Source organism: Streptomyces sp. NPDC023541 (assembly GCF_055559995.1).
Genome location: NZ_JBVHJO010000017.1, coordinates 76,310 through 97,418 on the forward strand (window position 1 = coordinate 76,310; position 21,109 = coordinate 97,418).

The following is a 21,109-nucleotide window of genomic DNA, read 5'->3' on the forward strand; positions in this document are numbered from 1 at the left end:
AGCAGGACATGGACGCAACGACCGACGAACAGACCGCAGCACCCGTCGCGATCGTCGGTATGGCCGGCAGGTTCCCCGGGGCGCGGAACCTGGAGGATTTCTGGCTGGCCCTCTCGGAGGGCGAGGACTGCTTCAGCACCCTCGGCGACGAGGAGCTGCGGGCCGCCGGCGTCGAGGAACGGCACCTGCGGGACCCGCACTACGTGCGCCGGGTCCCGCTGCTGGAGGACGCCGACCGGTTCGACGCCGCGTTCTTCGGGATGACCCCGCGCGAGGCCTCCATGCGCGATCCGCAGCAGCGGCTCTTCCTGGAGCTGGCGCACTCGGCCCTTGAGGACGCGGGCTACGACGCCTTCGCCGTGCCCGGCACGGTGGGCGTATACGGCGGCGCCGCCTCCAACCGGTACGCCGAGTTCAACATCCGGGCGAACAAGGAGCTCGCGGCCCGCGCCGGCGCCCTGTCCCTGGACATCTACAACAACAACGACTACGTCGCCAGCACCGCCTCCTACCGGCTGGGCCTGACCGGGCCCGCCCTGTCGGTGGCCACCGCCTGCTCCACCTCCCTGGTGGCCGTGCACCTGGCGTGCGAGGCGCTGCGTTCGGGCGAGTGCGACGTCGCCCTCGCGGGCGGTACGGAGATCGAGCTGCCGTACGGGCACGGCTACCGCTGGGCGCCCGGCAGCATCTACTCGCAGGACGGCGTGTGCCGGCCCTTCGACGCGAAGGCCAACGGCACGGTCTTCGGCAACGGCGGCGGTGTCGTGGTCCTGAAGCTGCTCGCCGACGCGCTGGCGGACGGTGACCCGGTGCGGGCCGTGATCCGCGGCTCGGCCGTCACCAACGACGGTTCGGACCGGGTCAGTTTCAGCGCGCCGGGCGTGGACGGGCAGATGCGGGCCGTGGTGGAGGCGATGACCGTGGCCGGGCTCGCGCCCGCGGACATCGACTACGTCGAGGCGCACGGCACCGGCACGGACATCGGTGACTCGATCGAGATCGAGGCGCTCACCTCGGCGTACCGGTTCCTGGCCGACGGCGGCCGGCTGACCCCGGCGAGCGTGGCGCTGGGGTCGGTGAAGTCGAACATCGGCCACCTCGGTCCGGCCGCCGGCGTCGCGGGGCTCATCAAGACCGTCCTGTGTCTGGAGCACGGCGAGCTGGTGCCCACGGTGCACTTCACCGAGCCCAATCCGAAGCTGAACCTGGGAGCCACGCCGTTCCGGGTCGTGGGCCAGCGCGACGCCTGGCCGGGCGGGGGCGAGCGGCCGCGGACCGCCGCCGTCAGCTCGTTCGGCGTGGGCGGCACCAACGCGCACGTCCTGTTGGAGCAGGGGCCGGCCGCCCGGCCGGGCACTCCGGCCGACGGGCCCGAGCTGCTCGTCTGGTCGGCGCGTACGGAGCCGGCCGAGGCTGAGGTCCGCGCGCGGCTCGCCCGGCACCTCACCTGGCGGGGCGAGGACGCCTTCGTGGACACCGTCTCGACGCTGCGCGGCGGCCGGACCGCGCACCGGGAGCGGCGGGCCGCCGTCGCCGGGTCGGCCCGGGACGCGGTGGACCTGCTGTCCGAGGCGGAGGGCCGCGGCGTGATCCGCCCGGCGGAGGGGGCGGCCGCCCGCCCGGTCGCGCTGCTCTTCCCCGGGCAGGGCTCCCAGCGGCCCGAGATGGCCGCCGGCCTGATGGGGTACGACGCGACGTTCACCGAGACGATGCACCAGTGCCTCGACACGGTGGCAGGGCTCGGCCTGGACCTCGAACCGGCGTGGCGCGGGCCGCACGCCGCCGAACTGCTGGGGCGCACCGAGTACGCGCAGCCGTTGCTGGCGTCGGTGGGCGTCTCGCTGGCCGCGATGTGGCGGGCGTGGGGCGTGTCCCCCGTCGCACTGCTGGGCCACAGCGTCGGCGAGCTGGTCGCGGCCGTGGTGGCGGGGGTGACGGGCCTGGAGGACGGGCTGCGGCTGGTGACCGCGCGGGCGCAGGCCATGCAGGCCATGCCCGCCGGCTCGATGCTCGCGGTGTCCCTGGGTGAACGGGAGGCCCAAGAGCTCCTGGGCGCCGCCGACGGGGTGGTGTCGGCGGCGGTGAACGGCCCCCGCCAGAGCGTCCTCGCGGGCCCCGCCGAGGCGATCGCCGCCGTCGAGGCCCGGCTGGTCGCGGACGGCGTGCAGTGCAAGCTGCTCGCGACCTCGCACGCCTTCCACAGCCCGGCCATGGCCCCGGCCGCCGAACGCTTCCTGGAGGCCTTCGACGGGGTGTCCCTGTCCGCGCCGCGGATCCCGGTGGTCTCGGCCGCCACGGGCCTGCCGATGACCGACGGGCAGGCGGTGGACCCCGCCTTCTGGGCCGGGCAGTTGACCACCCCGGTGCTGTTCGGGCCGGCGCTGGCGCGGCTCCTGGACGGTCAGCGGCTCACCACGCTGGAGGCCGGCCCCGGACGCGCCCTGTCCACACTGGCGCGCCGGCACGGCGCGGACGCCCTGGCCGTACCCGGCCTCGGCCCCGCCGGGAGCGACCGGGAGGCCGTCCTGGCGGCGGCCGGAGCGCTGTGGACCGAGGGGCACGACCTGCGCTGGGAGGCGGTCGGCCCCGCCCGTCCGGCCCGCCGGATCTCCCTGCCCGGCTATCCGTACCAGCGTGAGCGGCACTGGATCAGCCCGCCCGCGCCGACGGCACCACAGGAGTCGGCCACGGCGACCGGGACCACGGTGCCCGGGACCACGGTGCCCGGGACCACGGTGACCGAGCCGGAACGGCCCAGGACGGCGGACACGCAGGATCAGCCGGCCGCGGCCGCGCCGACCGCGGCCGTGCAGGAGGCCGCTGCCGTACCCGCGCCCTCTCCGCTGTCGGTGATGCGATGGGAGGAGTTGCCCACCGGGACGCGGCCGCCCCGCCACCGCAGCAGCGTCGCGCTGGCGCTGCTGCCGCAGGACCCGGACGCCGCCCGCCACGTGACGGCCGTGCTGGGCCGGGCCGGGCACCGCGTGGTGCCCGCCCGGCCCGACAGTCTGCGTTCCGTGCTGGACGGCCTGCTGGCCCGGGGCGAGGAGCCCGCCGTCTACGTGCACGCCCTCGCGGCGCAGCCCTGGCCGCAGGCCACGCCGGACACGGTCGAGGAGCAGGCCGCCGCGGGCGTGGAGAGTGCGTACGCCCTCGTCCAGACCGTGGTCCGGCACCCCCGGCTGAGGATGCCCGCCCGGTTCCTGCTGCTCGCGGCGCACGCCGCCGACGTGTCCGGCGGCGAGATCGTCAACCCGGCCAAGGCGGCGCTCGCCGGGCTGGCCCGGACCGTACCGCTCGAAGTGCCCGGCGCGCAGTGCATGCTGCTCGACGTCTCGCCGGGCACGGACGCCGATCTGATCACCCAGCAGGTGCAGGAGCCGCAGTGGCCGGCGGTGGTCGCGCTGCGCGGCGACCGCCGCTGGGTGCCGGTGGAGGTACCGGTCCCGCACGAGCCGGCCACCGAGCCCCCGGTCCGCCCGGGCGGGACGTACCTGATCACCGGCGGGTTCGGCGGCCTCGGGCTGGCCGTGGCCCGCGGGCTGGCCGAGACCGGTCTGGCGCCCACCCTCGTGCTGGTCGGCCGCTCCGGCCCCACCGACGCCGCGGCCGAGGAGGTGGCCGCTCTCGAAGCGCTCGGCGCGACGGTGCTGGCCGAACGCGGGGACGTCACCGACGAGCAGTCCATGCGGGCCCTGGTGGAGCGCGTCGAGGGTTCGGCCGGGCAGGTCCACGGGGTCCTGCACGCGGCCGGGCTGCCCGGCGAGGGCATGATCGCCTTCCGTACGCCCGAGCAGGTCAGGGCGGTGCTGTGGCCCAAGCTGCTCGGCACGCTCGTGCTGGAGCGGCTGTTCGCGGAGCGGCCCCGGCTTGACTTCTTCACGTCCTTCTCCAGCCGCGCCTCGATCTCGGGGCTGGTCGGCAGCGCCGACTACGCGGCGGCCAATGCCTTCCTCGACGCTCACGCCGCCGTCTCCCGGCACCGCTGCGTCAGTGTGAACTGGCCGAGCTGGGCGAGCGTCGGGATGGCCGCCCGGTCCACGGTGGACCCGGGCAGCGGTGAGCCGCTCTCCGCGTGGACGACGGAGCAGCGCCGGGCTCCGGAAGCGCTGGTGTACGAGGAGGAGTTGACGGAGAAGGACTGGGTGCTCGACGAGCACCGGTTCGCCGGGCGGGCGGTCCTGCCGGGCACCGGTCATCTCGACCTGGTGGTCCGCGCGGCCCGGGAGGTGTGCCCGCGGCTCGCGGGCGTACCAGTGGACCTGGGGGAAGTGGTGTTCCGCCGGCCCCTGTTCGTCGACGGGTCGCAGCGGGTCCGGGTCGTCCTCGAACCGCGTGGCGACGATGCCTGGGCCTTCTCGGTCCGGACCGGCTCCACCGTGCACTGCGACGGCCGCATCGGCGTCGCGGCCGAGCCGTCCGCGCCCGAGGTGGACCTGGCGGCGGTGGCCGCGCGCATGACGGAGACCGTCGACGCGTCCGGGGCCGGGGACCTGGCCGAACTCGGGCCGCACTGGCTCAACGTCACCGGACTGCGCCGCTCCGCGGACGAGCAGCTGGGGTCGCTCGCCCTCGACGAGCGCTTCCGCGCCGAGACGGACGGCCGGCCGCTGCACCCCGCGCTGCTCGACAGCGCGACGGCGCTCACCCGGCGCCGCGAGGACGCGCACCACCTGCCGCTGCTGTACTCCGCGGTCACGGTGTACCGCGACCTGCCCGCCGAGTTCACCAGCCACGTACGGCACGTGCGCGGCGGCGGCGACGGCGGAGTGCTCGTGTCGGACATCGACCTGGTGGACCGGGACGGGGTGGTGGCGGTCTCCGTGCGCGGCTTCACGATGCGCAAGGTGGAGGGCAATCCCTTCGGGGCCGGTCCGCCGTCCGAGCAGCGTCCCCCGGCGGAGCCCGCAGGGATGCCGTCCTCGGACGGCATCCCGCCCGGAGAAGGCGTGGCCCTGCTGTTCGACGTGCTGAGCGGGCGTCCGGCGCGCCAGGTCACCGTACGTCCCTACCGCGACGGGGCGCCGGTGCCGCCCGGGACGCCGCGTGCGCCGCTGGCTCCGCCGGCGGCGGCGACCGCGGCGCCGAGCCCGGTGCCGACCCCGGCCGCACCCCCGGCGCTCGTTCCCGTCCCTGCCCAGGCGGCGCCGCCCGGGCCGGTCCCCGTCCCGGCCGCCGGCAGCGGCAGCGGCAGCGGCAGCGGCGCCGGTGCCCCGGACATCGCCGAGATGCTGGAGGAGACCTGGCGGGCGGCCCTCGGCATGAGCTCCGTCGACCACGGCGCGGACTTCTTCGACCTCGGCGGGGACTCGCTCAGCGCCGTCGGTCTGATCGCGGAGGTCCGGGACCGGCTGGGCGTCGAGCTGAGCATCGGCATGCTCTTCGAGTTCCCGACCATCTCGGCACTGGCCGCCCAGCTGCGCGGCCGGACGGAGGGAACCCGGTGAGCGCGCCCGGACGGGACGACACGGAACCGCGCTGGTCCGTCCGCGGGGAGCACCGCGAACGGGCGCGCCTGCGGCTGTACTGCTTCCACCACGCGGGCGGGTCCGCCTCCGAGTTCGCCCGCTGGCACCGCTACCTGCCCGAGGACGTCGACGTGTGCGCCGTACAGCTCCCCGGCCGCGGGGCGCGGGTCAAGGAGCGCCCGCACACCCGCATGCGCCCGCTCGTGGAGGAACTGGCCGGGCAGCTGGAGGCGGACCTGCCCATGGTGTTCTTCGGGCACAGCTTCGGCGCGCTGGTCGCGTTCGAGCTGGCCAGGGTGCTGACGGAGGCGGGCGGGCCCGCGCCGCTGCACCTCTTCCTCTCCGCCCGGCCCGCCCCCGGCCTGGTCACGTACCGGGGCCGCATCCACGACCTGCCCGAGGAGGAGTTCCTGGACGTGATGGACAGCCGCCACGGCGGAGTCCCGGCGGAGCTGCGCGAACATCGCGAACTGCGCGGGATGGTGCTGCCGTACTTCCGGGCGGACTACGAGGTCATCGAGACCTACCGGCCGGCCGCGGCCGCTCCCGTCCCGGTGCCGGCGACCGTGCTCGGCGGTACCGACGACTCGATCCCGCTGGAACAGCTGGAGGCGTGGCGGGAGCACCTGTCCGGCCCGTTCGGACTGCGGATGTTCCCCGGCGACCACTTCTACCTCCGGCCGCGGCGGACTGCCGTGCTCGGCCTGGTGCGCGCGGTGGCCGGATGAGTACGGACGTACGCGCCGCGCTCGCGAAACGGCGGCTCGGCGCACCGTACGAGCTGCTGCTGTTCGCCTTCGTGGTGTCCGGGCTGGGCAACTGGATCTACCGCCTGGCACTGCCGCTGATGGTGTTCGAGCTGACCGGCTCGGCCCTGAACACGGCGGTGGTGTACGCCCTGGAGTACGCGCCGCTGCTGCTGCTCTCGCTGCCGGGCGGCGTCATCGCCGACCGGTTCGAGCGCAGGCGGATCCTGGTCGTGGGCGACCTGGCCGCGACGGTGCTCGCGGGGATCCTCGCGCTCGTCGTGACGTCGGGGTCCTCGTCGGTGCTGCTGGTCTACCTGGCGGCGTTCCTGCTCGCGTGCGTGGAACCGCTGTACTACCCGGCGTTCCAGGGGATGGTGCCCGACCTGGTCCGCGACAAGGACTTGGAACGCGCCAACGCCTGGATGCAGATGGGGGACAACGTGATGAGCCTCGCCGGTCCCGCCGTGGCCGGCGTGCTGATCGCGGCGGTCGGCTACGAGGGCGCGATCTGGGCCGACGCGGGCACGTTCGCCGTGTCGGCCCTGGCCATGGTCGCGATCAGGACCAGGTCGAAACCGCCGGCCGCGCGGCCGGCGGGGACGGAGCCGGTACGCCGGGACCTGCTGCGGGAGGTGAAGGACTCCCTGGTGCACATCACCCGGGACAACCGCCCCCTGCTCAGCGGGGCGGTCCTGTTCGCCCTGGCCAATCTGGGCACCTGGCTCGTGCAGGCCAACCTCGTCTACTACCTGAGCGACTACCAGTCGATGTCGCCGGCGTTGATCGGGGTGGTCTTCGCCGCGCAGGGCGCGGGCGCGGTGCTGGGGGCCGCCGTGTGCCCCTGGCTGGGCCGCCGCTTCGCACCCGGGCGGGTCGTCATCGCGGGCACGGTGCTGGCGGGCGCCGGGATCGTCCTGCTGATCCCGCTGCGGGACGTCGTGAGCATCTCCGTGCTGTGGGCGCTGATCTACGGCATCGGGACCGTGAACATGGTGAGCTGGTTCGTCCTGCGCCAGCGCACCGTGCCCCCGCAGATGCTGGGCCGGGTGGTCGCGACCACCCGGATGATCGCCTTCATGTCGATCCCGGTCGCCTCGGTGCTGGGCGGTGTGCTGGAGCAGCGGTGGCACAACATGTACCTGATCATCGCGATCGCGGGTGGGCTGCGCCTGCTCGTCGGCCTCGGGGCGCTGCTCTCGCCGCTCAACTCGTCGGCGGGATGGCGCAATCCGGCCGATTCCTGACGGCGGCGGGGCCGGCCGGTACGACGACCGCGGCCAGGATCAGTCGCCGGGCGGCCGCCCAGCGCCCCTCGTAGACGAGGGGCGCGGGCGGCGGCTCCTCCCCCGTCCCTCCCACGATCTCGGCAAGGAAGGTCCCGCCGGCAGGATCGAAGGTGACCGAGGCGTCCCGGAAGCCGAGCCGGCGCCTCGTCATCGGGAACCACGCCTTGTAGACGGCCTCCTTCGCACAGAACAGCAACCGGTCCCAGTGCACTTGGGGGAAGTCGGAGGCGAGGGCGGCCAGCCGCTCGCGCTCCGCGGGGAGGGTGACCGCCCCCAGCGTCCGCCCGGGCAGCGCCGCGTGGGGTTCGGCGTCGATCCCGACGGCCCGCACGTGGTCGCTGAGCGCGACGGCCGCCGCCCGGTACCCGGCGCTGTGCGTCATGCTGCCGACCACTCCGTGCGGCCACAGCGGGGCGCCGCGCTCGCCGGGCAGTACCGGGACGGGCGGTACGCCGATGTCCGCGAGGGCCTGCCGGGCACAGTGCCGGACCGTCGTGAACTCCCGCCGGCGCCCTTCGTGGCGCGCCGCCCCGAGTGCTTCCAATTCCTCGGGAAGAAGAGTGGATTCGGGTACGTCGGCAAAGCTCTCGGCACATGCCACGGCGGTCGGAAGGATCAGTTCGAGCACTTCAGGACCCTAGCGACCGGAACCGTTCTTCCGCCATTTCTGCGGGTCGTTGCGGCTGCTAGCGTGAGTCGGGACCGGCAATTGCATTCGAACGAAACCCAGAAGTTCGTTCACCGAGGGGGATTTCCGCAATGACCAGCGGTATCGATGATCTGCCGACCTCCATATCGGCGCCCGTCACCGGCCAGACGAAACGCCCGCCCGGTCTGCGGCTGCCCGCGGTGGTCCAGACCCTGTTGTTCGCCCAGTACCGGCACCGGCTGTTCCCGTTGCTGAAGCGACGGCACGGGGACGTCTTCACGCTCCGGCTCATGACGCCGACCCGCCATCTGGTGATCCTCACCAAGCAGGAGGACATCAAGACGGTCTTCGGCGGTCCGGTGGAGGTCCTGCACGCCGGCGAGGGCAACGCGATCATGGGGCCGGCGCTGGGAGAGCACTCGGTGCTCCTCACCGACGAGGCCGAGCACCGCAGGGCCCGCCGGCTGCTGATGCCCGCCTTCACGGGCGCGGCGCTCGCCGGCTACCAGGAGATGGTCGGCGGGCTGACGCGGGCGGAGGTGGAGAGCTGGCCCGAGGGGACGGTGTTCAGCTCCCACGAGCGGATGCAGGCGCTGACCCTGGAGGTGATCCTCCAGGTGGTGTTCGGGGTGACCGACGAGGCGCGGCTGAAGCGGATGCGCCCGCTCGTGCGCGGCATCGCGGACATCGGTCCGGTCACCCTGCTGGGGCTGCCCTATCCGCTCCTGCAGCGCTTCGGGCCGTGGCGCCGTCACATCGGGCTCCAGCGCGGGCTGGACAAGCTGCTGTACGCGGAGATCACCGACCGGCGCCGGGCAGCGGACCTGCACAGCAGGACCGACGTGCTGTCGCGCCTCCTGCAGGCCGCGGAGAACGAGGAGGGCGGCGGGTTCAGCGACGCGGAACTGCGCGACCAGCTGATCACCCTCCTCCTCGCCGGGCACGAGACCACGGCCACGGGCCTGGCCTGGGCCCTGCACGAGCTGGTCCGCCGGCCCGAACAGCTGCGCCGGGCGCAGCGCGCCGCGGACGAGGGCGACGACGCGTACCTCACGGCCGTCGCCAAGGAGGCGCTGCGCCTGAAGCCGGTGGTGTACGAAGTGGCCCGGCAGCTCACGCAGCCGCTCACGGTCGGCGGCTACCGGCTGCCCGCGGGCGCGACGGTGATGCCCGCCATCGGCATGGTGCAGTCGGACCCGGCCTACCACGACCAGCCCGACCAGTTCCGTCCGGAGCGCTTCCTCGACGGCCAGCCGCCGGCCAACACCTGGATCCCGTTCGGCGGTGGCGCCCGCCGCTGCATCGGCGCCGGCTTCGCGCTGCTGGAGGCGACCGTGGCGCTGCGCGAAGTGCTCCAGCGGTACGAGATCCGGCCCGACCGGCCGGCTCCGGAGCAGCAGAAGGCCCACCACGTGACGCTGATCCCCGCCCGGGGTGCGCGCCTGGTGGTGAGCCGCCGCCGCTGAGCCGGCTGTCCCGCGCCGTGGCCGCCCCGCACCGGGGCGGCCAACGGCCGGTGTCAGCGGGCGACTTCCGCCAGGACCTCCAGGCGACCGGTGAGGTACCGCTCCCGGCACAGGCCGCGCTGGACCTTGCCGGAGGAGGTGCGCGGGATCGTGCCCTTGTCCATGGCCACGACCTTGTCGGGGGCGTGGCCGAGGTGTTCGCGCAGCCGCTTCATCACTTGCGCGGCCACCTCCTCGTGGTTCTCCACGCCCTTCGCGGACTCGAAGGCCACGATCATGCGCTCGGTGTCCGGCACGGCGAAGGCGGCGCACACGGGGCGTACGCCCTCGACCTTGGCGGCCACGTGCTCGTAGTCCTCGGGGTACAGGTTGCGGCCGGAGACGATGATCATGTCCTTGATCCGGCCGCAGACGACGACGCCGCCGTCCTCGGTGCGGTAGCCGAGGTCGCCGGTGTGCAGCCAGCCGTCGCGCAGGACGGCTGCGGTCGCCTCCGGGTCCTGCCAGTACCCCTGCATCAGCGAGGGGCTGTGCACGCAGATCTCACCGACCTGCCGTTCGCGCTGCGGCTTGCCGTCCGCGTCCCTGATCTCGACGCGGACGCCGGGTACCGGCGGCCCGCAGACCGCCAGCGCGCGGGCGTCCGGGGCGCCGGCAGGCACCGGACGGGCGACCCCGCCCGCCTGCAGGCCGTCGCGGGAGACGTGGTCCCAGACCAGCGGCCGGGTCGCCTCCCCCATGGCCACGGCCAGCGTCGCCTCGGCCATCCCGTACATCGGGGTCATGGCCCGGGGCGTGAGCCCGTAGACCGCGCCGGCCTCGACGAACTGCTCCAGCGTGCCGGCGCGGATCGGCTCGGCGCCGTCCCCGCACACCTCCAGCCGTGACAGGTCGAGGTCGCGCGGGCGCAGCCGCATGCTCTGGGCGGCGAGGCCGTAGGCGAAGTTGGGGGCGACCGTGCTGGTGGCCTTGAACCGGGACAGCGCGTCCACCCAGGAGTCGGGGCGGGCCAGGAAGTCCTCCGGGGGCTGCAGGACGAGCTTGATCCGGTAGGCCATGCCGGACAGGACGGAGATCAGGCCCATGTCGTGGTAGAGCGGCAGCCAGCTCACGTGCACGCTGCGGTCCCGCTCCAGCTCCAGCCGCTCGCAGCACACGGCGGCGTTGGTGAGCATCTGCCGGTGGGTGAGCGCGACCGCGCGGGGCAGACCGGTGGTGCCCGAGGTGAACTGCAGGTACGCGAGGTCGTCGGGCCGGGTCTCGACCGGCCCGCTGATCTCCTCGCGCTCCGCGGCCAGGTCGCCGCAGGTCAGGACGGGACGCTCGCCCGTGATCCGACCGGTCACGAAGTCGCCGAAGGCGTCGGCCACCACCACGCAGCGCGCGTCGACGTGGTCGAGCCGGCGGTTGACCTCGGCGACGAACTCCGGCAGGTCCGACAGCCGGTGCGGCAGGGGCAGGATGACGGGCACGGCGCCCGCCCGCCAGGCACCGAACAGGCTGAGCAGGAAGCCGGGCGAGGTCGAGGAGACGATCGCGACGCGGTCGCCCTTGTTCACGCCCGCCCTGACCAGTCCGCCGGCCACCCGGCGCGCCCCGGCGGCGAGCAGGGCGTAGGGCAGCGGGGTCTGGTCGAGCTGCCGGTTCACGACGGTGATGCCGCGCGGGGTGGCGGCGGCCAGCTCCAGCACCTCGGGCACGGTCACCGCGCCGAACATGTCCTCGGGACGCGGGTGGTCCATGGTCTTCTCTTCCCCGTTCATCCGGCGCTCCGCGCCAGCGTGTGCAGTTCGTCGATGAAGCGGTCGGCCAGGTCCCGGACCGTCGCTTCCGTGTGCAGGTTGGTGCTGTAGGTCCACACCAGGCGCAGGGTGCCGTCCGAGGCCATCGCCATCAGGTCGAGGGTCCGGGTGCGGTGCCCGAGGCCGCTGCGGTGGTGGCCGAAGGAGTCCACGACGGGACGGGCGTCACCGGTGAAGTACTCGCTGACGTCGCCCCAGTAGTTGAAGCCGATCTCCGGGACGGGGATCCGGGCCATCCGGGCCCGTACGGCGGGGTCGGGGTGCAGATGGCGCAGGAGGCCGTACCCAACGCCCTGGTGGGGCATCTCCCGGATCTGGTCGCGGACGTCGGCGAGCTCGCCGGGGCGCAGGACCAGCGGGGACAGCGTGGAGAAGCGGGCGACGGTGCGGGAGATGTCCAGCGCGCCGAAGGCGCTCTGCCGGCCGTGTCCCTCGATCTCGACGACCAGTTCGGGCTGCCCGGCCCATGCGGTGACGGCCCGGGCCAGCGCGGTGAGCAGCACCTCGCGGATCTCGACCCCCAGCCGCCTCGGCAGCCCGGTCACCACGGCGGCGGCGGTGTCGCCGGCCACCTCGGTGAAGTGACGGACTGCGGAGGCCTGCGTGTTGGGGCCGAGGCGGTGGTCGACGGGCAGCGGCGGCGGCGAGAGGTCGGCGAGCCTGCTCCAGTACGGCAGTTCCGCCTCGACCTGCTCGCTCGCGGCGTACGCGTGGAGCTGCTCGGCGGCCTGCGGCAGCGAGGCGGTCTTGGGAGGCAGGTGCGGTTGGTCGCCCCGCTCGATGGCGAAGTAGGCCGTGCGCAGGTCCTCGTAGAACACGCGGGAGGAGTAGTAGTCCATGACCAGCCAGTGGGCGCTTACCAGCAGCCTGGGCCTGCGCCGCGGGCCCAGGTCGAACTGGGTGAGCTGGACGGTCATGCCGTCGGCCAGGTCGAGGGCGCTGTTGCGGAGGGCGACGTGCCGGGTGATCTCCGCCTCCACGTCGGCGTCGGCGACGTGGCCGAGGTCGACCTCCGAGACCCGGGAGGCGTCCGGCGCCCGCATGGCGGGCAGTTCGGCGTACGGGCCTCGGGCGTCGATGCGGAAGCGGGCGCGCAGTCCGTCGTGGTGGGCGAGGACGGTGGCCAGTGCCCGCAGCAGCGCACCGGGCTCCAGCCGCCGGTCGAGCTCGAAGACGGGCCACATGCCGTTCCAGTGGTCGGCGGCGGCGAAGTCCTGCTCGAAGAACCACAGCTGGCTGGGCGACAGGCCGGCGCGGCCGGTGATCTCCGACTGGTCGGCCGCGGCCGCGGGCCGGTCGGTGGCGCACCCGGCCTGTTCGGCGATGGTCGGACGGGCGAAGAAGTCGGCGAGCGTGAGGTGGAGTCCCTGCTCGGCCGCCTTGGCGACGGCGCGCACGCCGAGGAGGGAGTCCCCGCCGAGCGCGTAGAAGTTGTCATGGCGGCCGATCCGCTCCACGGGGAGCACGGACGCCCAGGCGCGGGCGAGCGCCTCCTCGACGGGGGTCGCGGGCGGCTCGTCGCCCGGCGCGACGGCCGCCGGCACCGGCAGGGCCCGCCGGTCGAGCTTTCCGTTGGCGCCCGTCGGCAGCCGGTCCAGGGTCATGACGACGGCGGGGACCATGTACGAGGGCAGCTTGGCGGCGAGGTGCTCGCGCAGCTCGCCCTCGGCGAAGTCGGCCCCGGTCTCGGGCACGGCGTAGGCGATCAGCCGCTTGCCGTCCTGGGCCACCACGACCGCGGTGCGGACGCCGGGGTGTCCACCGAGTACGGCCTCGATCTCGCCGAGCTCGATGCGGTGACCGCCGATCTTGACCTGGAAGTCGTCGCGGCCGAGGAGTTCGAGGGTGCCGTCGGGCAGGTAGCGGCCGAGGTCGCCGGTCCGGTACAGGCGTTCGCCGGTGGCCGGGTGGAGGATGAACTGCGCGGCGGTGCGCTCGGGGTCGCCCCAGTAGCCGCGGGCCACGCCCACGCCGCCGATGTGGAGTTCGCCGGTGACGTGGTCCGGCTTGTCGGTGAGGTCGGAATCCAGGACGTGGAAGGTCTGGTTGCGCAGCGGGGTGCCGTACGGGATGCTGCGCCACTCGGGGTCGATGCCCTCGATCGGGTGCCAGATCGACCAGATGGCCGCCTCGGTCGCGCCGCCCAGGCTGATCAGTTCGGGTGCGCCGGAGGAGACGGCCCGGACCCGCCCGGGCAGGCTCAGCGGGATCCAGTCACCGCTGAGCAGTGCCGTCCGCACCGATCGGGGGAAGGCCGCGCCCTGCTGCTCGCAGTGTTCCACCAGCAGTTCGAGCAGCGGCGGGACGGTGTTCCACAGCGTCACCCGGTGCTCGTCCGCGAGGGCCGCCCAGCGGCCGGGGTCGCGGGACTCGCCGGGCGCGGGCAGGACCAGCGCCCCGCCCGCTCCGAGCACGCCGAAGACGTCGTACACCGACAGGTCGAAGCTCAGCGAGGACAGTCCGAGGACCCGGTCCTCGCGGCCCACGGCGAAGCGGGTGCTGATGTCGTCGACCGTGTTCACCGCGGCGCGGTGGCTGATCATCACGCCCTTGGGGCGGCCGGTCGAGCCCGAGGTGAAGATGACGTAGGCGAGGTCGTCGGGGCCGGTGGCCGCAGGCGGGACCGGTCCGTCCGCCGCGTCCCGCCCCGGCTCCCGCTCCACGGTCAGGGCGGTGACGCCCTGCGGGACGTAGGCGCCGGGCTGGGTGACCGCGACGCTCACCCCGCCCGCCGCCAGCAACTGCTCGACGCGCTCGCGCGGCAGGCCCGCGTCCACGGGCAGGTAGGCCGCGCCGGCGCGGAGCACGCCCAGTACGGCGGGGACCTGCTCCCATCCCTTGTGCATGAGGACGGCGACCAGGGTGTTCGGCGCCGCGCCCAGTTCGCGCAGCCGGCGGGCGATACCGTCGGCGCGGCGGTCGAGTTCACCGAAGGTGAGGGTGGCGTCGGCGCTGATCACGGCCGGCGCGTCGGGGTGTGCGGCGGCCTGCCGGCCGATCGCGGCGTGCAGGAGTTCGCCGGGCTGCGGGCCCGTGGTGTCGTTCACGGACCTGCGGACGGCGGCCTGCCGTTCCGGCAGGCCGACCGGTGCGGGATCCTCCTGCTCCGCGATGCGCCCGACCAGGTCGACGTAGGCGGCGAACATGTCGTCAAGCACGCCCTCGGGGAAGACCTCCTCGACGGCGTCCCAGCTGATCAGCAGGTCGCTGCCGCGGGCCACGACCTGGTTGTCCAGGTAGACCTGGGGGGTCCGGGAGACGGCGTACGCGGTCTCGAAGACCATGCCTTCGAGGGAGCCGAGGCTGTCCTGCTCGCGCAGCAGGCTGGTGAAGACGACGGGCATCCGCGCCTGGGTGCCGTCCCCGCGGCGGGCCAGCTCGCGCTGCACCTCGACACCGCTGAAGCGGGCGTGGGCGAGGTCGCGGCGCAGCTGCCCCTGGATCCGGGTCGCGGCGGTGGCCAGGTCCGGTGCGCCGCCGAGGTCGCACTCCAGCAGGATCGTGCTGGTGAAGTCGCCGATCAGCCGGTCGATGTCGGCGTGCCAGCGGGGCCGGTCGGCGAGGGTCAGGTTGAGGGTGAACCGGGACGAGCGGCTCCAGGTGCGCAGCACCTGTGCGTACGCGGCGCACAGCAGCACCGAGGGCGTGACGCCCAGGGCGTTCGCGCGGTCCCGGATCTGCCGCCACACCCGGCCGGGCAGCCGGCGCTCGCGGCGTACGAAGGCGGGCGCCTGGGCGTGGGCGACGGCCCGCACGGGCAGTTCGGGAGCCGGCGGCAGCGTGTCGACGCGGTCCAGCCAGTACGCGCGGGCCTGCTCGTGGCCGGGCTGCGCGCGGTGGGCGGCGACGCCGTCGAGGTAGTCGCGGAAGGCGACCGCGGGGGCCGGGCCGAGGGAGTCGGCGTCGAGGATCAGGCGGATCCACTCGGCCAGCAGGACCTGGATGCTGCCCGCGTCGACGAAGAGGAGGTCGACGCTGATGTGGAGGCGGAGCCGGCCGGCGTCCAGCTGGTGGGTGCGTATGTCGTACAGGGGCCAGGTGTGCGGGTCGAAGACCTGGGCGGCCATCTCCTCGCGGGTCTCTTCGAGGCGACATCGTCCGTCGGCCTCGGGGAGCCCGCTCAGGTCGCCGTGGCGGAAGCGGTAGTAGGGGACCTCCCGCGCCACCTGCTGACGGCCGTCGGGCAGCAGCGTCGCACGCAGCATGCCGTGGCGGCCGATCAGGGTGTTGAACGCCTCCTCGACACGGTCGCGGTCGGCGGTGAACAGGTCCACTTCGACGTAGAAGTGGGCGGAGCGCCCGCCGAGGTCGAAGCCCCGGCTGCCCAGCCAGTACGCCTGCTGGACGTCGGTCAGTTCGAAGGGCTCGTGCTCGCGCCCGGGTGCCGGAACCAGCTGCGGGACGGCCCCGGCGTCCGTACCATGGTTGAGCAGCGCCGAGGCGAGCGTCTCGAGCGTGCAGTGGCCGAAGAAGATCTCCAGCGGGAGGTCGGTCGTACAGGCGGTGTCGATCGCGGACTTGAAGCGTACGGCGTCCAGCGAGTCGAGGATCAAGGGCTCCTGCGGATCGACCTGGCGGTCGTAGTCACTGTTGACCCCGGCCAGCAGGTCGCGGAGCCGGGTCAGGCCCTCGTCCTGGTCGGGAGCGGGCACAGCGGAGAGTTCGGACATCGGTTCCCCCGTATCGACCAGCGGGTCAGGCTGGTTCAGAGTGTTGTTGCGAACGTGTCTGCGCGTCGGCGACCCCGCGCAGGTACTTGTAGATACCACCGTTTCGGGCGATCCAGGCGGTGAGCCGCGGGGAGAGGGCGCTGACCACGTCCGCGACCTTCTCCATGACGGGAGCCACGGTGATCTCCACCTTGTCCTCCCTGATGCACTTCAGGACCGCGCGCGCGACCTCGTCGGGCCCGACCCGGCCGAGCAGGGCCGGGCGCCGGCCCGCCTGCCAGCCGGCGGAGATGCCGACGTCGGCGATCAGCGTCGGGTACACCGCCGACACCCCCACCCCGGTCCCCCGCAGTTCCTCGCGCAGGGACCAGGTGAAGCCGACGAGACCGTGCTTGGCCGAGGAGTTGATCGTGGCGTACGGATAGGCCGTACGCCCGCCCACGGACCCGATGTTGACCACGTGCCCGCGCCCGGCCCCGAGCATGTCCGGCAGCACCAGCCGGGTCATGGCCTCGGCGCCGAACAGGTTCACCAGCAGGACCTGCCGGATGCTCTCGACCGAGGCGTCCTGGAACCGGGTGATGTGCTCGATCCCGGCATTGTTCACCAGGATCCCGGCCGGCCCCAGTTCACGGCGGACCGTTTCCACGATCCGCCTCTGCGCCCCTTCGTCGGAAACGTCGGCGGGCACCACGAGCGGCTCGGGACCGAGCCGGCCGATCTTTTCCGCGGTGGCCCGGAGTCCTTCCTCGGACCGGGCGACGAGTGCCAACCGGACACCCGCCCCGGCCAATTCCGCGGCGATGTACGGGCCGACACCGCGTGACGCCCCTGTGACGATTCCCACAACATTGTTCAATTCGCGCACGGACGTCGTCCTTTGCCGAGAGGGACAGATTTCAGCGGGTCGGCTGCAGGGCAGCGCGCCTGCCGCAGAGCACCTGGATCAGCACCGCGACGCAGCACAGCAGCGCCCCGGTCAGCGCCACGGCGGCGATGCCGGCGTGGTCGAGCACCGCGCCCCCGACGACCCCTGACAGGCCGATGCCCAGGTAGAGGGCGGAGGCGTTGAGCGCCAGCAGCAGGCCGCCGGCGTCCGGGGAGAGTTCGAGCAGCCGGCGCTGGACCGGCGGGTTGAAACCCCAGCTCGACACCCCCCACACGAACAGCAGCACCGCCGCGATCGCCGTGCTGTGCACCGCGGACAGCGCGGACAGCGCGACGACGCTGCCGGAGACGGCCACCAGCAGCGGCATCCGGTAGCCGTAGCGGTCGGCGGCGAATCCGCCGACCACGTTGCCGACGGCGCCGCCGAGCCCGTACCCGAAGAGCAGCAGGCTCAGTCCGGTGCCGTGCGCCCCGACGGTCTCGGCCAGCACCGGAGCCGCGTACGTGTACACGGTGAACACCCCGAGGCTGGCCGCGAGGGTGATCCCGAGGACGGTGACGACCCGGCTGTCCGAGGCGACCGCGACCCTTTGGCGCAGGGTCACCCTGGCGGGCGCCGCGACCTCGGGCACGGCCACCGCCACGGCCACCGCGGAGAGCGCGCAGAATCCCGCGACGAGCCAGAAGACGCCCCGGTGTCCGAGCGGACCGACCAGCAGCGTTCCGGCCGGCACGCCGACGATGGTGGCGGTCACCAGCCCGCCGAAGACCCAGGCCGCCGCGCGGGCCCGGCGCTCGGGGCCGCTCAGCTCGGCGGCGACCGCGGTGGCGGCCGGCGTGAACACCGCGGCCCCCACGGCCGTGACGATCCGGGCGGCCGTCAGCACGGCGAAGTTCGGCGCCAGCGCGGCGAGCGCGTTGCCCGCCGCGGCCACCAGCAGCGCCGCGATGATCAGCGGTCGGCGGCGCCACCCGCCCAGGGCCACGGCCAGCAGCGGGGAGCCGATGGCGTAGGCCACCGCGAAGGACGTGGTCAGCAGCCCGGCCGTGGACAGGGAGACGGACAGCTCCTCGCTCAGCTGCGGCAGCACACCGGTGACGACGTAGCCGCTCGTCCCCACTGCGAACGCTCCGAGCGCGAGCGTAGAGATCTTGCGCAACACGAAATGAACCCCCTGCCCCCCGGCTGGTCAGTGCCGAACGTGATCATGGCACGGGTCTCGAAGGCCGCGCGAACCGGAGTCCGTTCCACACTCCCACAACAGAAGTTGCAGGCCAACAGAGGTTTTGCGCCATGATCACATCACCGGGCGCGGACATGGGCGACCCGCCCGCCGCGGGAAACCTCCTCGCTGCGGACGGATCGCACGCTCGCCGGTGCGGCCGGATCACTCCCCGCCGGAGGCCGGCGGATTCGCAGATGTCACGCCCAGCTGACGCGCCTTCTCGATGTCGGCGGCGGAGGGCTTGACCCGGGTGAACTCGTCGTGGCCGAGGAAGGTGGACTTCCACTGGTCGGCCGGCGCCGTGCCGTAGCTCAGCAGCCACTGGGTGACGATCCGCTCCTGGCTGCCCCCGACGTACTGGCCGCTCCAGGTGGCGACGGAGTGGGCGTTGCGGTGGGCGTTGCGGTAGGCGACGGTCCATCCGACCGCGGTCCCGGTGCCGTCGGCGGGCGCGCTGTCGTAGCGGCCCGTCATGACGTAGCGCTTCTCGGCGTTGCCGACCGCGGACTCGTAGGTCCCGACGAACCCGCCGTCCGCGGCGCGCGTCACGACCATGACCGAGCCGAGCTGGTTGTACCAGGTGCCCAGGATGCCGGGGCGGGACTCGGCCACGGAACCGGTCTCCGCGGCGTCCGCGGCCACGGCCCCCCGGGGGTCCGCCGAAGCGCTCGCGGATACGGTGACGAAGGTCAGGGACAGGGCGCACAGTGCGACTAAGGCTTGGCGTACACGCGTCACGAGATGATTCCCCCTGTGAGGGCCGAAGGGCCCGCCGATCGCCCGTGATGGTGGAAGGCCACGGGCGCTTTCGGGGAAGAGCGTAGTGTCGTGACCGGCGGTAAGCCGGGGTCGCACCCGCGAATTGTCGGAGTTCATGCGGAGAGTCGGCGTGATGTGTTCACCCGCCGGCCTCCGGCGACTTGCGGAGGCCGGCGGTCCGCCGATGTCAGCGGTCGCGGACCGCGACGATGCCGTTGAACACGCCGACGTAGGCGGTGCCGTCGGGGCCGAGCGTGATGGTTGCCCAGTTGTTGTCGTAGAGCGGGCCGGTGCCGGTCAGCTGCCGCCAGCGCCGCTCCCCGGTGCGGAAGTCCACGGCCGTGAGGTACCAGCCGTCGATCCCCCAGGCGTTCGGCTCCTTCTCGTAGAAGTAGAGGAGCCCGTTCGCGGTGGAGAGCTTGGGGACCACCGACGGCGCGCGGACGGCGCTCTGCCACACCGTGTCGCAGCCGCTGCCGTCGGCGCGGACGTCGATGCGGGCCACCCCGCCCACGACGGACCTGCCCAGCAGGAGGCTGGTGGGGTTCTCGTATCCGTAGTTGTTCTCGACGACGATGCTGTTGCCCCACGTGATCAGCGAGTTGTCGGTGGTGGACGCGCCGGAGCCGAAGACGGGCACCTTGCAGACGAGCCTGCGGTCCGCGGCGACGTCCGCGCCCCGCCGGTGGACGAGGACGTTCATCCGGTCGTCGGCGTTGTCGGTGATGGCGACGTAGCCGTCGCCGAAGAGGTCCGGAGTCGTGCCCGAACCCTGGTTGACCGAACCGGGCTTGGTACCGGTGCCGCGGTCGTAGGTCTGGCGCCACTGCACCTCGGGGGTGCCGTCGGCTCCGGCCCGGAAGCTGTAGAGGGCGTGGTCGGAGACGATGGAGACACCGTCCTCGGCGACCGAGAAGGAGTTCTGGATCTCCTCGCCCTCCAGCCGCAGGGAGCGGATCTGCGAGGTCGCGGGGTCCACGGTGCCGACGCGGCCCTGGCGGGTCACCCACCAGATCCGGCCGTCCCAGTCGGGCATCACCGAGGTGACGGGGTCGCAGGTGCCGCTGGGCCGCAGGTTGGTCCAGGTCACGCAGTCGTGCGGGACGTGGCCCGTGAGGTCCCAGTCGTCGTCGACGGTGAACTTCCAGCTGCCGTCCGGGTTCTGGGAGTGGGCCAGGCGCAGGACGTGCTGGCGGGAGTCGGCGAGCACCGCCCGGTCCTGGTCGTCCAGGTAGAAGTAGGCGCCGCCGGAGGTGTCCTTGAAGATCTTCGCGAAGTCGAGCGAGGTGATCGCCTCGACGGTCGAGGAGCGCTGCGGGAGCTGGTGCTCCGCGAGTGTGGCGAGCGTACGCGGCTCCAAGAGCTTGACCTTGAAGCCGGTGAATGTGCCGCACATCGTGACCAGCCGGCCGCCCGAGTCGAAGGTGGCGGTGGCGCATTCCCCGCCGAGGGCCGCGATCTTCTCGCTGGTCACCCGGGGGTTCCTGCCGAGCGGCCCCGACCAGGGAGAGGTGGCGCTGCCCGCCGCGTCGGAGTGCATGCCGCTGCGGCCGTTGGGCGCGAGGTGCGGGTGTTGCGGCGGGGCCTCGCCCGGCAGCGGGGCGGCGGACGCGAGGCCGCCCTCGTAGTGGGGGATCAGCCGGTGGCCGGGGGCCTTGGGTATCTCATCGCCCTGGGCCGGGGAGCCGCCGTGGAGCACCGCGAAGGCGGCCACGACGGGCAGTACGGCGCAGTTCAGCGCTCTTCGGAACATCCGGACTTCCTCCGTGTCACCACAGGTCTCTGTCGACATTGCGTCTGACATCGCGCCGCCGCCAGACGCTAGAGCGCAGTGCCGGAGGAGTCCATGGATGCGCCGGATGCTTCACGAAGGCGCAACAGTCGATCAAGGATTGAGGCTGGAGACCACGTTCGCGGTGGCCGTCAGGCCGTCGTGGATGGTGGCGGCCATGCTGCTGCTCGCGAGGTAGAAGCCGAGCAGGACGCAGACGAGGGCGTGCGAGAACTTCAGCCCGCCGCTGCGCAGGAAGATCCAGGCGAGGATGAGGAGCAGGACGACCACGGAGAGGGAAAGCACCATCGAGACCTCCTGAGTCACCGTCATGGTGGCGCAGAGCCGGGTGCTACCGGGCGAACGACGTGTCGG

Annotated in this window: 12 protein-coding genes; 4 read left to right on the forward strand and 8 right to left on the reverse strand. The window is 73.3% G+C overall.

Annotation, left to right across the window (positions count from 1 at the left end; all coding sequences use genetic code 11):
- The first annotated feature begins 8 nt into the window (after nt 1–8).
- From ACZ3X1_RS30730 to ACZ3X1_RS30740, 3 genes are read left to right on the forward strand one after another with little or no spacing between them, the layout of a single operon-like run.
- Nucleotides 9–5,447: a type I polyketide synthase gene (locus ACZ3X1_RS30730; RefSeq protein WP_467281908.1), complete on the forward strand. Its 5,439-nt coding sequence runs from the start codon at nt 9–11 to the stop codon at nt 5,445–5,447.
- Entirely contained in the window at nt 5,444–6,196 is a 753-nt protein-coding gene (locus ACZ3X1_RS30735; protein WP_362630306.1) for a thioesterase II family protein, read from the forward strand. The genes ACZ3X1_RS30730 and ACZ3X1_RS30735 overlap by 4 nt, the downstream gene beginning before the upstream one ends.
- A complete protein-coding gene (locus tag ACZ3X1_RS30740; protein ID WP_356812334.1) occupies nt 6,193–7,461 on the forward strand; it encodes an MFS transporter in 1,269 nt (422 codons plus the stop codon). The genes ACZ3X1_RS30735 and ACZ3X1_RS30740 overlap by 4 nt, the downstream gene beginning before the upstream one ends.
- Here the strand turns inward: ACZ3X1_RS30740 and ACZ3X1_RS30745 are convergent.
- Complete coding sequence (locus ACZ3X1_RS30745; RefSeq protein ID WP_390076654.1) at nt 7,421–8,131, reverse strand: 4'-phosphopantetheinyl transferase family protein; 711 nt, start codon at nt 8,129–8,131, stop codon at nt 7,421–7,423. The two genes, ACZ3X1_RS30740 and ACZ3X1_RS30745, sit on opposite strands and share 41 nt — an antisense overlap.
- A gap of 131 nt (nt 8,132–8,262) precedes the next feature.
- On the opposite strand from ACZ3X1_RS30745, the gene ACZ3X1_RS30750 reads away from it, so the two are divergent.
- A complete protein-coding gene (locus ACZ3X1_RS30750; RefSeq protein WP_356812332.1) occupies nt 8,263–9,618 on the forward strand; it encodes a cytochrome P450 in 1,356 nt (451 codons plus the stop codon).
- A 53-nt stretch (nt 9,619–9,671) separates the two neighbouring features.
- Here the strand turns inward: ACZ3X1_RS30750 and ACZ3X1_RS30755 are convergent, their stop codons facing one another.
- The 7 genes from ACZ3X1_RS30755 to ACZ3X1_RS30785 all read right to left on the reverse strand — a co-directional run bounded on the left by ACZ3X1_RS30755 (nt 9,672) and on the right by ACZ3X1_RS30785 (nt 21,043).
- Nucleotides 9,672–11,381 (reverse strand): AMP-binding protein, encoded by a 1,710-nt coding sequence (locus ACZ3X1_RS30755; protein WP_356812331.1) that lies wholly within the window; start codon nt 11,379–11,381, stop codon nt 9,672–9,674.
- Nucleotides 11,378–16,090 carry an amino acid adenylation domain-containing protein gene (locus tag ACZ3X1_RS30760; protein WP_467281915.1) on the reverse strand — a complete coding sequence of 1,571 codons (4,713 nt, stop codon included), beginning with the start codon at nt 16,088–16,090 and terminating at the stop codon, nt 11,378–11,380. The genes ACZ3X1_RS30755 and ACZ3X1_RS30760 overlap by 4 nt, the downstream gene beginning before the upstream one ends.
- A gap of 25 nt (nt 16,091–16,115) precedes the next feature.
- Nucleotides 16,116–16,958, reverse strand: coding sequence for an SDR family NAD(P)-dependent oxidoreductase (locus ACZ3X1_RS30765; protein ID WP_467281919.1), 843 nt, complete (start codon nt 16,956–16,958; stop codon nt 16,116–16,118).
- Between the two features lie 31 nt (nt 16,959–16,989).
- A complete protein-coding gene (locus tag ACZ3X1_RS30770) occupies nt 16,990–18,138 on the reverse strand; it encodes an MFS transporter (RefSeq protein WP_467281923.1) in 1,149 nt (382 codons plus the stop codon).
- 228 nt (nt 18,139–18,366) lie between these two features.
- Nucleotides 18,367–18,942, reverse strand: coding sequence for a streptavidin (locus ACZ3X1_RS30775; RefSeq protein ID WP_362630286.1), 576 nt, complete (start codon nt 18,940–18,942; stop codon nt 18,367–18,369).
- Nucleotides 18,943–19,150: 208 nt separating this feature from the next.
- Nucleotides 19,151–20,716: a hypothetical protein gene (locus ACZ3X1_RS30780; RefSeq protein WP_467281928.1), complete on the reverse strand. Its 1,566-nt coding sequence runs from the start codon at nt 20,714–20,716 to the stop codon at nt 19,151–19,153.
- Nucleotides 20,717–20,848: 132 nt separating this feature from the next.
- Nucleotides 20,849–21,043, reverse strand: coding sequence for a hypothetical protein (locus tag ACZ3X1_RS30785; protein WP_030820628.1), 195 nt, complete (start codon nt 21,041–21,043; stop codon nt 20,849–20,851).
- Between the last annotated feature and the right edge of the window lie 66 nt (nt 21,044–21,109).

What these genes read in the sequence shown, in the direction of transcription:
- ACZ3X1_RS30730 (WP_467281908.1), top strand. Translation starts at nt 9, where the DNA reads ATGGACGCAACGACCGACGAACAGACCGCAGCACCCGTCGCGATCGTC.
- ACZ3X1_RS30740 (WP_356812334.1), top strand. Translation starts at nt 6,193, where the DNA reads ATGAGTACGGACGTACGCGCCGCGCTCGCGAAACGGCGGCTCGGCGCA.
- ACZ3X1_RS30750 (WP_356812332.1), top strand. Translation starts at nt 8,263, where the DNA reads ATGACCAGCGGTATCGATGATCTGCCGACCTCCATATCGGCGCCCGTC.
- ACZ3X1_RS30755 (WP_356812331.1), bottom strand. Translation starts at nt 11,381, where the DNA reads ATGAACGGGGAAGAGAAGACCATGGACCACCCGCGTCCCGAGGACATG.
- ACZ3X1_RS30760 (WP_467281915.1), bottom strand. Translation starts at nt 16,090, where the DNA reads ATGTCCGAACTCTCCGCTGTGCCCGCTCCCGACCAGGACGAGGGCCTG.
- ACZ3X1_RS30780 (WP_467281928.1), bottom strand. Translation starts at nt 20,716, where the DNA reads ATGTTCCGAAGAGCGCTGAACTGCGCCGTACTGCCCGTCGTGGCCGCC.
- ACZ3X1_RS30785 (WP_030820628.1), bottom strand. Translation starts at nt 21,043, where the DNA reads ATGGTGCTTTCCCTCTCCGTGGTCGTCCTGCTCCTCATCCTCGCCTGG.